Source organism: Paenibacillus sp. JT22N12 (genome assembly GCF_056269365.1).
Genome location: NZ_JBWDNU010000010.1, coordinates 194,758 through 208,427 on the forward strand (window position 1 = coordinate 194,758; position 13,670 = coordinate 208,427).

Below are 13,670 nucleotides of genomic sequence, written 5' to 3' on the forward strand. Positions count from 1 at the left end.
GGGGGTGATGGCATTGGAAAACCATGTGAAGAAATCATGGCAGGAACCAAGTCTTGAAGTCCTTGAAGTGAAGCTGACGATGGAAGGCAAGGGTACAAAAGTAATCGATATCGTTACCCCGTCCGACAGCGACATCTACGATCCTTCCTAAGGAGAAACATCCCATGGCCCTTATTCTTGCCATCCATGGACTAAGGGCCCCTTGTTGACATACGCGTGAAAGCATAGGACTTATTCCAGCTTTGAAGGGTGATGATCATGGTTACAGCCGAGAAGACGATCTATACAGCCTTCGGTATGCGGTTAACCAGTGAAATCCCGCTGCCTGAGTTGATCCGTTCCACGAATCGGACAGAACACATCGATGTTGAAATTGTACAAGGCGATTTGTCCTTTATATGGAATGAGGGTCGAGCCATGGATCGTCATTTCTGTATCTTCGAGGATGGGCGTGTGCTTTTCTACATTCCGGGTACGGCTGTCTACAGCATTCAAGAAGGCCGCAAAGTGGTTGTATCTCCTATGCCTGATGCGGATCAGAAAAAGATACGTATCTATTTGCTGGGATCCTGCATGGGAGCGCTGCTGTTCCAACGGAATCTGCTGCCTCTGCATGGGAGCGCAGTGGTCATAGAAGGCAAAGCATACGCTTTTGTAGGCGATTCAGGAGCTGGCAAATCAACGCTGGCTGCCGCCTTTCTCAGCCAAGGTTATCCGCTGCTTACAGATGATGTCATAGCAGTCTCGTTGGCCGAGGCAAGCGGACCGACCGTTATTCCGGCTTATCCGCAGCAGAAATTATGGCAGGAAAGCATCGACCAGCTGGGAATGGAATCCAGCGGATTCGTGCCGCTTTATGAGGAAGTGACCAAGTTTGCGGTACCGGTTGCCGCCAAATTTTATGCGGAGCCTGTGCCATTGGGCGGTGTATTTGAACTTGTGAAGACAGAAGGGGCAACCTGGGATATTCAGCCCGTTAAGATGCTGAACCGCCTCCCCTTGCTGCTGCTTCATACATACCGCAGTTATTTCATCTCGCTTCTGCATTTGGAGCAATGGCATTTTGCAGGCACGGCAAGCATCGCCAAGCATTGTGAAGTCTTCCAGCTGCGCCGACCTACAGCCGGGTTTACCGCTCATGAATTGGCATCTCATATTATTCAGCTTGTCAGCCGCAAGTTGGAATTCGCCAATGACATTTAACCTGACTGCGGCGTAAGATCAAAGGAGCATTTGTTATGAATAAAACATCCAAGCTGGATTTAAGTGTATTTTCAAAGGAATTCATGCTTATGCTTTCATTCGCCGGTGCTGATCCCGATCCGGAGCTGCAGGAAAGCCTGCTCCAAAATGCCGGACCTGTGGATTGGGAGAAATTCATCCAATTGGTGAGGCATCATCGTGTGTATCCGACTGTCTATCTTCAGACCAAAAGGATGGATAGGGAGTGGCTGCCTGCCGAGGTTGTGGATGCGCTGCAGTATGACTATACCGGCAATGTATTCAAAATGCTTCATTTGACAGCTGAAATGAATAAGGTTTGCGCCCTGCTCCATGAGGAGCATGTCCGCTCCCTGATGCTGAAAGGACCGGTTTTATCGGAAATCCTTTATGGCGATCTCTCTCTTCGAACCTGCAAGGATCTGGATATTCTTGTGCCGCTGCAGGATGTGGAGAAGGCCGAACAGCTTTTGCTTCAAAGCGGGTTCGTTCTGGACAGCGATGAAGTGCGGGTTCTCAGTGACTGGAAGTGGAGAGTTCATCATATCTCCTATACCCATCCGGATAGCAAAATCCAGATCGAGCTGCACTGGCGATTGAATCCCGACAAGGGAAAGGAACCTTCCTTTGATGAATTGTGGGAACGAAGAAGAGCCAGCTCTCAGGCCGGACCCTTTGCTTACACATTAGGGAATGAAGATCTGTTTTTCTTTCTTGCCCTGCATGGCGCGCGTCACGGCTGGTTCCGACTGCGCTGGCTGGCAGACATCGATCATATGGTCCGACAAGAGCTGGATTGGTCCAGTGTCCTCCGTATTATGATGAGACATGATTCCATACAAGTGGGAGGACAGGCTCTTCTATTAGCTGCAGAGCTGTTTCACACGCCGATTACGATGGAGATGAAGCCCCTCACGGCTGGTCTGCATTCAAGCAGGCTCGCACAGGGAGCGATTGTTTTTATGAAGGATATGATTACATTGTCCCCGGTCCCCAAAGACCTGGATATTTATTACCGGAAATACTTGTTCTCCTTAAGATCCATGCCGCAAAAATGGTATTTGATTGTCAGTTTGATGTATCCCAACAATCGGGATCTTGAAACCTTGCCTTTGCCCAAACAGCTGCATCTGCTCTACTTCCCCTTGCGGCCGTTCCTGTGGTGCTGGCGAAGGATGAGACAGCAGACGTCGCCATAAGAAGCGAGGCTTGCTCTGCTCACCCAACCTGAATTGGAATTGCAGCATTCGAAGATCAATCAGGCTTTATTAAGGCCTATCAAGAAGCCGCTCCAGCCAAGAGTGGAGGAAAGTCTGATTTCACTTATAGAATCACATCCCAATTAGAGAGCGACCATCAGCCGCATGCAAACGGATAAATCGCTAATGAAAGGAGGTGATAACATGGAACAACAAGTGAAGAATGTCTGGGAACAACCAACCCTGGAAACATTGCAAGTGAGCAGAACGCTCGAGGGTAAAGGTTCGAAGTACATCGACTCCGTATCTCCAAGTGACCTTGATATTACCGATACGCCTCCGGTCTCTTAATTCGTACTTAACTGCAAGTCCAAGTCCCCTATACCATTGTGTATAGGGGCATTTTTTCATGCTTATTTGCCTGTACGCAAATAAAAGAGCGCCGGATTGTTGATCGGGCGCCTTCTTTATTGTGCTTTTTATTCGCGGGCGGAAAGCTGCTTCAGCTTCCCTGAGACGGTGCAGCTGTTCATTCTTATTTCAGGATATTGGCTATAAAATTAACAAATTTGTTTCTCATATCTTCTTCTACGACTGTACTGCCATAAATAAGCTTCCCTTCGTTGGTTGTATTGCCTTGTATAATATGTCCGCCTCCCGCATAGGAAACGTAGATGCCGGCGTTCGGTTTACCTTTGCGTGGATTGATCGCGTTGTTCTTGAAAATGATAATACCGTGACTCGGCTCTAGTTTACTGTTGGGATCACCCGTCCGCAGAGCGATGTTATATCTGTTATTTGTGGCCGTGTTCTGTGTGATATTGCAATACCTGGAACCATTTTTAATATCGATGCCATAGTAGAAGCCTGTTACCGTGTTGCCTTTTATCAAGCTGTTCTTTTCCGCTTCCACCGTTATCCCCTGCTGATCGCTTTTGTTTACGCGATTCTCGGAAACCGTGTTATTGGAAACCGTATTGTATTCTCCTCCACCATACAGTGAAAGATGTCCGTCGCCGGAATTGCGGATGATATTGGAATCGATGATGGAGTTCTTGGATTGCATGCTGATAATACCGGAGCCACTGTTGCTTTCTGTAACGATATGCTTGACTGTGCACTTATCCGACTTGTATAAATTAACGCCTTGCGAGAAATTCTTCATCGCCATATCCTCAATCAAACAATCTTTGCTTTTCTGGACGAGGACGGCAACTCTGGACATGTAATGACCATCCTTTGGCATCGCGTTGCCTATTAAATTTCCACCTTTTAAATGCACGTTCGATGTATTATATATCCAGAATACCCCGTATTCATATGCCGTTGAGGTTGCAAATGTGACGTTGTCCATAACAATGGTAATAGGCTTATCGATCTTTAAAGCGGAATAGCTTTTCCCATAATCCGTATAAACGATATTCTTCGGATTTTTATTAATATTGTAAACTCCCGGGGGGATGACGATTTTGCCTCCGCTTGGCGCTTGATCGATCATTTTTTGAATAGCAGGAGTATCATCCCTGATGGCGGGAGCAGGAGCTGCTGCCAATCTACTGTTAGAAGAGAAATTGAAATTATCTGGATGTAATGGAGGGAAGTTCTGGTTGAGGCCGGTTAAGAAAAAAGCAATAGGCAGGCATAGAATCGCAATAATATAAAAATAAAATCTATTTATTTTGGTTTTTGTTACTGCCAGCTTACTGTTCGGCAAAATGGAATAAGAGAGCTTGTCCGAGACAGCCGCAGGAAACAAAAAGAGCGGATATATACCGGTAGCGAAGCGATTTCTCTTCAAATTTCATAACCTCCAATGATTTAAATGTCTTGTCCATTACATAAGTGATATATTGATTTCTCCATAAAATGGACGTCAATGCTCTTCTTCCGGATCAACCCCTTTTAATTAAATCGGTATGAAAAGATAACAACTCACAGATAACGATACAATATGTATCATTATTTGTAAATCGTCCGTACTTTATAAATGAACAAGTCCGGTAAAATCACATCTATTTACCTAGATTGTCCTAGATTGACGTGATACTAATTGTAACATATAATGAATTCGAGATACCATTTGTAGCAAATAAGTTTTTTTAAGGAAAACCATAGCAAAGCAGGTGTAACATGAAGGTTTCAGTAGTAATACCCGCCTATAATTGCGAGGATTTGATTGTTGAAGCGATCCGGAGTATTTATAATCAAACCCCTGATTCCTGTTATCAGCTGCATGAAGTGATTGTGGTTGATGACGGCTCCAAGGATCGCACGGGACAAGTCATTCAAGCCTATCAGACCACTATGGATTCCGATAATCTTATCTATATAAAACAGGAAAACAGCGGCCCTTCGGCCGCCAGAAATGCGGGAATGCTTCGCGCGACAGGGGATCTTATCGCGTTTCTGGATGCAGACGATCTGTGGCTGGAAGATAAGCTGAAGAAGCAGGTCAAGGAGTTTGAGCTGGATAGCAGGGTTGGCATCGTATACGGACAGTTTATTAACCGGGTTTTTAAAAACAAGGATCAATATGCCGAATACCCGGTAATCAAGCAGTTCTATAAAGGCGATATAAAGAAGGATCTGCTTTTGTGCAATTTCATGGGAACCTCGACGGTTATGATCAGAAGGGAAGTTCTGGACCGCGTGGGCTTGTTCAATCAGGAGCTGCGGCTTGCCGAAGATTATGATTATTGGCTGAGGATCGCAGATCTCTATGACGCCTCCTTCTGCGAGTCGCCTATTCTGGTCAAACGATATTACGGGACACAGAACATCAGCGGGGGAAGAAGCCTGAAGATGCTTTACAGCACCAGAGATGTCATATCCAAGCATATCCGGAGTTTGAATGAAGCCGAGCAAAACATTGTGCTGCAGGCCCAGGACATTTCCGAAATGGAAACCTTCATCCTGCTTGGCAAGCGCGCTCAAACGTTCAGGAAAATAGCCAGCAGCAAAGCAAGCGGACGATTAAAACTTAAATACGGCCTGCTTGCGCTGATACCGGTTAAAATGATCAATTATGCAGTAGCCCGAAGAAATATGCGGTTAAGCGAGTCCAATCACTAAATTTGAGCAAGGGGATGAGATGATGTTCGAAAAACTGGAGTGCAGAGTGGAAGAGAATTTCTCCATGAAAGCAATTACGACGATGGCTGTAGGCGGTTCCTGCAAATACTATGTGGTTCCCCAAAGCATTGAAGATCTTCAAACCGTTGCAAGGATAAGCAAGGACCGCGGCATGCGCTTATTGGTAATGGGCAACGGCTCCAATATTATTGTGGATGACGAAGGGTTCGACGGAGTTGTCCTTCATATCGGCAAACGTCTGGGGAATCTGCGGCTGGAGCAGGACCGTCTCTATGCGGAGGCGGGCGTTACGCTCCCGAATCTGGCGTTTACGATGGCGAAGGAGGGTGTCAAGGGTTTTGAGTTCATGGTCAGTATCCCTGGCACTGTGGGCGGAGCCGTCATGATGAATGCCGGCAGCTCGGGCAGGGAACTGTCGGATGTACTGCAGTCGGTCACCTACCTGGACGAAGAGGGCAGCTGCGTGACCAAGACGGCAGAGGAATGCAATTTGTCGTTTCGCTCCAGCGGTTTCACAGGAACGGATGCCATTATCCTGAGCGCCACCTTCAATGTCGAATACGAAGCGGATAAAAATAATTTGATGCTGGCCACCAGAGAAATTGCCAATGTGCGAAAAAAGAAATTCCCGATGAATGTTGCGACCGTCGGAAGCACGTTCAAGAGCCCGGCAAACGGCCCTCATCCCGGAAAATGCATCGAAGCAGTAGGTTTGAAGGGATACCGGATTGGTAATGTTGAAATCAGCCCCGTCCATGGAAACTGGATCATCAATCTCGGCGATGCCAAATCACGGGATGTGAAGGACTTGATTTCAATCATGAAAGATACTGTAGCGAGTCAGCTTGGAATAGAAATGGAACGTGAGGTCATTTTTATTTGAAATAATATGCTGGAAGAGCGGGCAGAATGCATGCCCGGACTTTTTACCGGTGTTCAAGAAGGGGATGTCTCTTTGTGGGAGACAGCCCCTTCTCCTTATCATAACCCCGATATTAACCGATAATTGGCTGCATGAAACATGCTGATAATCATTATTTTGATTATTTTCATGTTTTTTTCATTTTCGCTGTAAAAAATAAGGCGAAACATGTCGATTATAAAAACAACAAGATTCTACTAACTGGGGGTTATGATAATGGAGTTTACGTTTAAGAGACGCCTTGTGTTCAGAGGAAGAGGTGGTGATGTCTTGGGTGATAAGCCGCAGGGAATGTCAATGCGCCTGTTCATAGCATTAATTATAATCAGTACGCTAAGTCTTGCTGTTTACATGTATCTGTCGAATCCGGCCAATCAGACCCTTCAAAATGATGCTGTTACATGGAATGTCAAAAGCGATTATAATGCCAAAGGCGACGGGATTCAAGACGATACCCATGCTATCCAGTCCGCGATAGACGGCGCCAATAATGGGGATACCATCGTCGTTCCTCCGGGGATTTACAAGATCAGCAAGAATGCCGCCAATAAAGCGGTAACCGATTATGGAACAAGCTACTCCGCTTTTAAAATAACCAAGCCTGTAACGATTATTATGGAGGGCGCAACTTTCCAGACTAACACCAAAGGCGAGTACGGCGTTTTCTGGATATACAACACTGCAAATGTTGCTCTGAAAGGCGGAATCCTAAAAGGGGATACACTGCCTACTGACGGTATATTGACATCCAGAGTTGGCGTATTGGCCCAAGGGTGCGATCATTGCTCCATCGAGGACATGTCGTTGACAAACTTCTCACAGGGTATTAACTTGTATAAATCTGAATACAGTTTAGTAAATAATGTCACTACAGAATTCAACAGAGGTTCGGGCATCATCAATCTCGCTTCCGATTATACCTTGATCGATTCCTGCAACATCAGAAATTCAGGCGACGGGGATTTATCTTTGTTTGGCGGGGGAAGCCATAATACCGTCATGAACTCAACCGTCATAGAAGACAGACCAAATGTTCTTAATCAGCAGGGGATTACGTTGGAAAAAGAAAAAAACAGTCTGATAAAAAATAATAATGTTTCCGGCTTTTATTATGGAATTGATATCAAAAATGGATCGGAATCCACGACCATTGAAGGCAATACCGTATTCAACAATCAATACAATATTACGATTCGTGCCGGGGATCCGGGCGAGAATGGCCGGGCAATCAGCAATAATATCAAAATCATTAATAATGTGGCTGCCAATTCCCGTAAAGGAGCGAACACAGCGGGGATCTACATTATGGTGGGAAGCGGACATCAGATTCAGGGAAACACGGTTGATGAGGGAACGCTGCTGATGCCGGGAGGCTTGCAGCTGAAAAATAATCTTGAATTTAATAAAAACAAATTTATCGACAATATATTTATTAAAGCCGACAAAAAATAATGATTATTCCACCCGGCTTATTTCGGAGAGACTTTCCTGTACAAGGAGAGTCTCTTTTAGTTTGGGAAAATCAGGAAAACCATGATGAACAAAATATCTAGTTACAATATGTATCTGTTTGTGTATAATGGATACGTATAGTAGCAATTAGTTCTGATTATCAGGAATCTTCCAGTAAAGGTGAGGCTAAATGATTTCGACTACGGAGAAGAGAACCGTCTACAAAGCTTTTGGTCTGACGATATCCAGTGAAATTCCGCTGCCGGAATTAATACCGTTGAGCGGACAGGAGCAGCCGGAGATTGAAATTGTGATCGGGGATCTGTCGAAGGACTGGGAGCAGGCAGGACCTCATACCAGCTATTATGCCGTTGTGGACAAACAGGTGTTGTTTCATATTCCCCATACCGTTATTTTTGCCGTTCAGGAAGGAAAGCGGATTATTGTATCCCCTTTTCCTGATGCGCCCTTTAACATGATTCGTCTTTATCTGCTCGGCACCTGCATGGGGGCGCTGCTGATGCAGCGTCATATTCTGCCGCTTCATGGCAGCGCCGTCGTTATCGAGGGGAAGGCCTATGCTTTTATAGGGGAATCGGGAGCGGGCAAATCGACGCTGGCAGCGGCATTTGTCAGCCAAGGGTATGAGCTGCTGAGCGATGATGTGATCGCGGTATCCATATCGGAGGATACGGGCACTTCTTCAGTCATTCCTTCCTATCCCCAGCAGAAGCTGTGGCAGGAAAGCATCGAGAACCTCGGCATGGAAGCCAGGAAATACACTTCGCTTCATTATGAAGCAGATAAATATGCCGTTCCCGTTTCTTCCCGGTTTTGTGCCGATTCCATTCCGCTTGCAGGTGTGTTCGAACTGCTGCCGGTGGACGAGGGGCGGTCATCGATCCAGCCTGTCGTGAAGCTCGAACGGTACGCCATTCTCAATTTGCATACATACCGGAATTTTCTTGTTCCCTTGCTGGGCTTGATGCCGTGGCATTTTGATGTATCGTGCGGCATCATCAGGCAGGCCGAGATGTACAGGCTGCACCGCTCTGCATCGCCATCGGCCGGATTCAGCGCACAGGAACTGGTTTCCTCCATTACAAATATGATTGAAAAAAGGAGCAGATGAGCATGGATCAATCAACCGCAATCTTGAATAAGCGTTATTCCCAGGTGGAAGGCAATCTGGCCAGCGATATGGACGGAGAGAAAGTGATGATGAGCGTCAAAACCGGCAAATATTATAATCTGGGTCAAGTAGGCGGAAGGATTTGGGACATTATCGGGACTCCGACCGCAGGTACGGACATCATTGCGATATTGACGGCTGAATACGATATTGAAGAATCGGAATGTCAAAGACAGGTGCTTGCCTTTCTGGAGCAGCTGCGCGGAGAGGATTTGATTCGCGTCGAGGAAGAGTCTGGCGCCAAAATCTGATGGGAGAGGATCATCAACCTTGTGGAGAATAGCGAAGAAGTTTCTTTCCATGCGTCCGGAGCTGAGGATGCTGCTGCTGGAGGCTTTCTTTTATTTAGGTTGGGCACGCATTCTGAAGGCGCTGCCCTTTTCCAGAATTGCCCCCTCCCTCGGCAAGCAGATGGAGGAGACAACCTACACCCGCATACGATCCAACGAACCGCTGCTGGCTGATGTGGCCCGGGCGATCCATATGGTCAGCCGTCACACCTTCTGGGAGAGCAAATGCCTGGTCATGGCTATAGCGGGGATGAAAATGCTGGGGCGGCGGCAGATTGAAAGTACGCTCTACATGGGAACAGCAAGGGATGCTTCCGGAAAAATGATCGCCCATGCCTGGCTCAGAAGCGGCGCGATTTATCTGACAGGCGCGGATGAAATCAAGAAGTATACTGTTGTGGCTATATTTGGAAAACAGTTTCAGCAATCAGAGCATAGCCAAAGCCGTATATGGAGTGGTGGTGATTAAATGAAGGAGCTCCTTTTTTATGTCAAAAGGCTTCGCGATTATGCCGGGAAAAAACTGTACATCAATTTGATCAGTTCGGTCATTATCAGCTGCCTGGAAGGCGTTGGCATCTATCTATTGATTCCCATGCTCAGCCTGATCGGCGTATTTAGCGGCGGCACCGGCAGTATTCCGTTTATTTCCGGTTTTTTTGACTTTATCCGCTGGATTCCGGAGAAGTGGAATTTGCTTGTTATTTTGTCGGTTTATGCGGTGCTGATCATCGGCCAGGCTGTTATGCAGAAATATCAATCCATTCGGAGCAGCGAGATTCAGCAGGGCTTCATTCGTCTCCTGAGACTGGATATTTATCAGGCCCTGCTTGAATCCAGATGGAGCTTTTTTGTGAAGAAAAGAAGATCTGACTTCAACCATGTGCTCACCTCGGAGCTTGCGCGAGTCAGTCAGGGCACGGTACAAACGATGATGCTGCTGACTTCGCTGATTTTTACAGTGATCCAAATTGCCTTTGCCTTCTGGCTCTCCGCGAAGCTGACCGCTCTGGTTATGATCTGCGGCATCGGCTTTGTGCTGTTTTCCCGGAGATTCGTCAAAGGCGCGAAGGTGCTGGGGGACCGGACATCGGAATTATCGCAAAGCTACTTCGCCGGCGTTGCCGATCATTTTAACGGGATCAAGGACATCAAGAGCAATATGCTGGAGAAAACCAATTTGAACTGGTTTCGCGCGTTATGCGAGCGGATGGAGCAAAATATTGTGCAGTTTGTCCGGATGCAATCCAACAGCCAGCTGCTCTATAGAGCGTCATCGGCAGTATTAATCGTATTGTTTATTTTTCTTTCCTTTGAAGTTCTGCATGTCAGAGCGGAGCAGCTGATGCTGATCATTCTGATTTTTTCCCGCTTATGGCCAAGGTTCACGACAATCCAGGCGAATCTGGAGCAAATCGTATCGACCCTTCCGGCCTTCAAGGGCTTGACGGATCTGCAGCGCGAATGCAGGGAGTTCCAGGAGATGGCGCTTGCGGAACGCGACGCGCAGATACGCCCATTTTCCATCAAAGAGGGAATAAGCTGCCGTCAGGTATATTTCCGGTACGATTCCAGTCATTCGGACTATGCGCTTGAAAATATTAATTTGCATATTCCAGCCAACAGCACAACCGCCATTGTAGGCAAATCCGGTGCGGGAAAAAGCACATTGATCGATATTTTGATCGGCCTGTTTCAACCGGAGAAGGGTCAGGTCGTGATTGACGGCGTGCCGCTGACGGCAGATAATCTCTTCTCTTACAGAAGCTCGGTAAGCTATGTATCGCAGGACCCTTTCCTGTTCAATGCCAGCATCCGGGAGAACTTGATCATGGTGGAGCCTGATGCGAGCGAGGAGCGGATCTGGGATGCCTTGAGATTCTCGGCATCGGACGAGTTCGTAAGCCGGCTGCCCCAGGGACTGGATACGGTTATCGGCGACCGCGGCATTCGTCTCTCCGGCGGCGAGAGGCAGCGTATTGTCCTGGCAAGGGCCATACTGCGCAGACCGGCCATCCTGGTGCTGGATGAAGCGACAAGCGCACTGGACAATGAGAACGAGGCGAAGATTCAGGGCGCATTGGACCGGCTGAAGGGGAACATGACCATCATTGTCATCGCGCACCGGCTGTCGACCATCCGCAACGCGGATCAGGTGATTGTACTGGAGCAAGGCGGGATCATCCAGCAGGGAGCCTATCAGCAGCTGTCGAATGAAACGAAGGGCACATTTGGCAGATTGCTGGCGTACCAGACGTCGGGCCAGTAGTTTAGGGAAATCACAAAGCCGGCAATAAAGTCCGGTTCTTTGCCGGTTAGTCGCAGGGCTTCCGGAGTGCGCCTGCGCCAAAAGCTGCAAAAAACAAGAACTCCCCGCAATTATTGCGGGGAGTTCGTTGCTTGCCCGGTTGTAAAGTAGTTTCTGTCGCGGAGATGCTCCACCAGCTGCCGGGTCGATTCCTCGATCGTTAAGTGCTCGGTGTCAATAACGATATGCGGGTTTTCCGGAATATCATATGCGGCGCTTATACCCGTGAAGTTGGGGATCTGGCCGTCTCTTGCTTTTCGGTACAATCCTTTGGGATCCCTGCGCTCACATTCCTCCAGGGAGCACTTCACATATATCTCCAGAAAAGCCTCCGGCTCAAACATCTCCCGAACCATCTGCCTGTCCTTCTCGCTTGGTGAAATAAATGCGGCTATGATGAACATGCCGGCATCCACGAACAGCTTGGACACCTCGCCAACTCTGCGGATATTCTCTTTGCGGTCCTCCTGGGAGAACCCCAGATCCCGGTTAATGCCATGTCGGATATTGTCGCCGTCCAGAACATAGGAATTGACATTTTCTGTGAACAAGGCCTTTTCCAGGGCGAAAGCCAATGTGGACTTGCCCGATCCCGACAAGCCTGTGAACCATAATGCGCAGCTCTTATGCCCGTTTCGGGTGTAGCGGTCCTGTCTGTTCAGGTTGGAATTATGCCAGGTAATATGATTGCTTTTTGGTTCCATCTCGTTAATTCCTCCTGATTATGCCGGAAATTCCAACAATGAATAATTAAGGTTTTGTTCATGATACAATTTGTATACTTAATAGTTTAAATGTAACGTAATCCCGCTGTTTATGCAAGGTCTATATGGTAAAAATATACATTTAGTAGAGAGAAGACCCGGACCTGAAGTTCCATGCCGGTACTAAAAAAGGATTTTTACAATGCGAAACATATGTGATACAATTCGTATCATAATACATAAGGATGAACAGTCCTCTAAGTCATTTGAACTATGGTTTCAAGGGGAATTCATTTATCCATGAGAAATGCGGTGTATCTATGAAACGTCGAACCAGGAAAATGTTGATTTGGACCGGGAGCTCGGTGCTTGCTATTTTGTTAATTGGAGGGGGGTTCGTCTGGTATCTCTATCACTCCGTTCATCAGGTTGCTGACAAGATCTATGAAAAACCGAACAAACCGGTCTATGTCAGCAAGGATCCTGACATCAAGAACGATATCGTGCCTGTATTTGAAAATCTCGATGCTTTCAATGTCCTCGTAATGGGTGTCGACCAGCGGGAGAATGACAGGGGCCGTTCAGATGCGATGATTGTACTTACGGTCAATCCGTCGAAGCACTCGATCCTCATGTTCAACATTCCCCGCGATACGAGAACGGAGATTGTCGGACACGGGACGGTAGATAAGATCAATCATGCCTACGCCTTCGGAGGTGTGGATATGGCCATTCAAACGGTGGAAAATTTTCTTGATTATCCGATCGATTACTATATGAAGGTGAATATGGAAGGGTTCGAGAGATTGATTGACCAGGTGGGGGGAGTAACGGTCAATAATCCCTATTCCTTCAACATGCAGGGGCATGAGTTTGCCAAAGGCCAGCTGTCACTGAACGGCAAGGAAGCGCTGCTCTACTCCAGGATGCGGTATGATGACCCCAAAGGCGACCTGGGCAGGAATGCAAGGCAGCGGGAGATATTGACCGAAGGTATGAAAAGCTCGCTCAGCCTGTCCAATATCGTCAAGGTGCAGGGTTTGCTGAATGAAGTGGGCGACAGCGTGAAGAGCAATATAACCTTCGAGGAAATGAAAACATTTATAACGGATTACCGTCCCAATATTGATAAAATCGATTCTGTCGAGATCAAGGGCAAGGGCGAAACGATCGATGGCATCTGGTATTACATCATCTCGGATGCGGAGAAGAACCGGATTCATCAGGTCATCAAGGATCATCTGCAGGCGGGTTCCGCTTCAGCTCCGCTGACAGCGGCCAAATGATGT

At 47.3% G+C, this 13,670-nt stretch carries 14 protein-coding genes; 12 read left to right on the top strand and 2 right to left on the bottom strand.

All coding sequences use genetic code 11. The annotated features are described in order from the left end of the window. The first annotated feature begins 7 nt into the window (after nt 1-7). From AC0YOA_RS28580 to AC0YOA_RS28595, 4 genes are all read left to right on the top strand, one after another. Nucleotides 8-151 carry a paeninodin family lasso peptide gene (locus AC0YOA_RS28580; protein WP_475789520.1) on the top strand — a complete coding sequence of 48 codons (144 nt, stop codon included), beginning with the start codon at nt 8-10 and terminating at the stop codon, nt 149-151. Between the two features lie 104 nt (nt 152-255). Continuing rightward, nucleotides 256-1,203, top strand: a complete 948-nt coding sequence (locus AC0YOA_RS28585; protein WP_475789561.1) for an aldolase — start codon at nt 256-258, stop codon at nt 1,201-1,203. A gap of 35 nt (nt 1,204-1,238) precedes the next feature. Next, on the top strand, nt 1,239-2,420 hold the full coding sequence (locus tag AC0YOA_RS28590; RefSeq protein WP_475789521.1) for a nucleotidyltransferase domain-containing protein: 1,182 nt from the start codon (nt 1,239-1,241) through the stop codon (nt 2,418-2,420). A 204-nt stretch (nt 2,421-2,624) separates the two neighbouring features. Further along, nucleotides 2,625-2,771, top strand: coding sequence for a paeninodin family lasso peptide (locus AC0YOA_RS28595; RefSeq protein WP_210038272.1), 147 nt, complete (start codon nt 2,625-2,627; stop codon nt 2,769-2,771). A gap of 184 nt (nt 2,772-2,955) precedes the next feature. On the opposite strand, the gene AC0YOA_RS28600 is transcribed toward AC0YOA_RS28595, so the two are convergent. Continuing rightward, nucleotides 2,956-3,918 carry a NosD domain-containing protein gene (locus AC0YOA_RS28600; RefSeq protein ID WP_475789562.1) on the bottom strand — a complete coding sequence of 321 codons (963 nt, stop codon included), beginning with the start codon at nt 3,916-3,918 and terminating at the stop codon, nt 2,956-2,958. A gap of 632 nt (nt 3,919-4,550) precedes the next feature. On the opposite strand from AC0YOA_RS28600, the gene AC0YOA_RS28605 reads away from it, so the two are divergent. The 7 genes from AC0YOA_RS28605 to AC0YOA_RS28635 all read left to right on the top strand — a co-directional run bounded on the left by AC0YOA_RS28605 (nt 4,551) and on the right by AC0YOA_RS28635 (nt 11,638). Then, nucleotides 4,551-5,492: a glycosyltransferase family 2 protein gene (locus AC0YOA_RS28605; RefSeq protein WP_475789522.1), complete on the top strand. Its 942-nt coding sequence runs from the start codon at nt 4,551-4,553 to the stop codon at nt 5,490-5,492. Nucleotides 5,493-5,511: 19 nt separating this feature from the next. Beyond that, nucleotides 5,512-6,396 (top strand): UDP-N-acetylmuramate dehydrogenase, encoded by an 885-nt coding sequence (gene murB, locus AC0YOA_RS28610; RefSeq protein ID WP_475789523.1) that lies wholly within the window; start codon nt 5,512-5,514, stop codon nt 6,394-6,396. Between the two features lie 309 nt (nt 6,397-6,705). After that, nucleotides 6,706-7,887: a right-handed parallel beta-helix repeat-containing protein gene (locus AC0YOA_RS28615; RefSeq protein ID WP_475789524.1), complete on the top strand. Its 1,182-nt coding sequence runs from the start codon at nt 6,706-6,708 to the stop codon at nt 7,885-7,887. A 190-nt stretch (nt 7,888-8,077) separates the two neighbouring features. Next, a complete protein-coding gene (locus AC0YOA_RS28620; RefSeq protein WP_475789525.1) occupies nt 8,078-9,019 on the top strand; it encodes an aldolase in 942 nt (313 codons plus the stop codon). Between the two features lie 2 nt (nt 9,020-9,021). Continuing rightward, a complete protein-coding gene (locus AC0YOA_RS28625; RefSeq protein WP_210038276.1) occupies nt 9,022-9,330 on the top strand; it encodes a lasso peptide biosynthesis PqqD family chaperone in 309 nt (102 codons plus the stop codon). 49 nt (nt 9,331-9,379) lie between these two features. After that, on the top strand, nt 9,380-9,838 hold the full coding sequence (locus tag AC0YOA_RS28630; protein ID WP_475768923.1) for a lasso peptide biosynthesis B2 protein: 459 nt from the start codon (nt 9,380-9,382) through the stop codon (nt 9,836-9,838). Continuing rightward, complete coding sequence (locus AC0YOA_RS28635) at nt 9,839-11,638, top strand: ABC transporter ATP-binding protein (protein WP_475789526.1); 1,800 nt, start codon at nt 9,839-9,841, stop codon at nt 11,636-11,638. Nucleotides 11,639-11,748: 110 nt separating this feature from the next. On the opposite strand, the gene cysC is transcribed toward AC0YOA_RS28635, so the two are convergent. After that, nucleotides 11,749-12,381 (bottom strand): adenylyl-sulfate kinase, encoded by a 633-nt coding sequence (cysC, locus tag AC0YOA_RS28640; protein ID WP_475789527.1) that lies wholly within the window; start codon nt 12,379-12,381, stop codon nt 11,749-11,751. Nucleotides 12,382-12,701: 320 nt separating this feature from the next. Here cysC and AC0YOA_RS28645 point away from each other — a divergent pair, with 320 nt between their 5' ends. Continuing rightward, nucleotides 12,702-13,667 carry an LCP family glycopolymer transferase gene (locus tag AC0YOA_RS28645; RefSeq protein WP_475789528.1) on the top strand — a complete coding sequence of 322 codons (966 nt, stop codon included), beginning with the start codon at nt 12,702-12,704 and terminating at the stop codon, nt 13,665-13,667. Nucleotides 13,668-13,670: the final 3 nt, after the last annotated feature.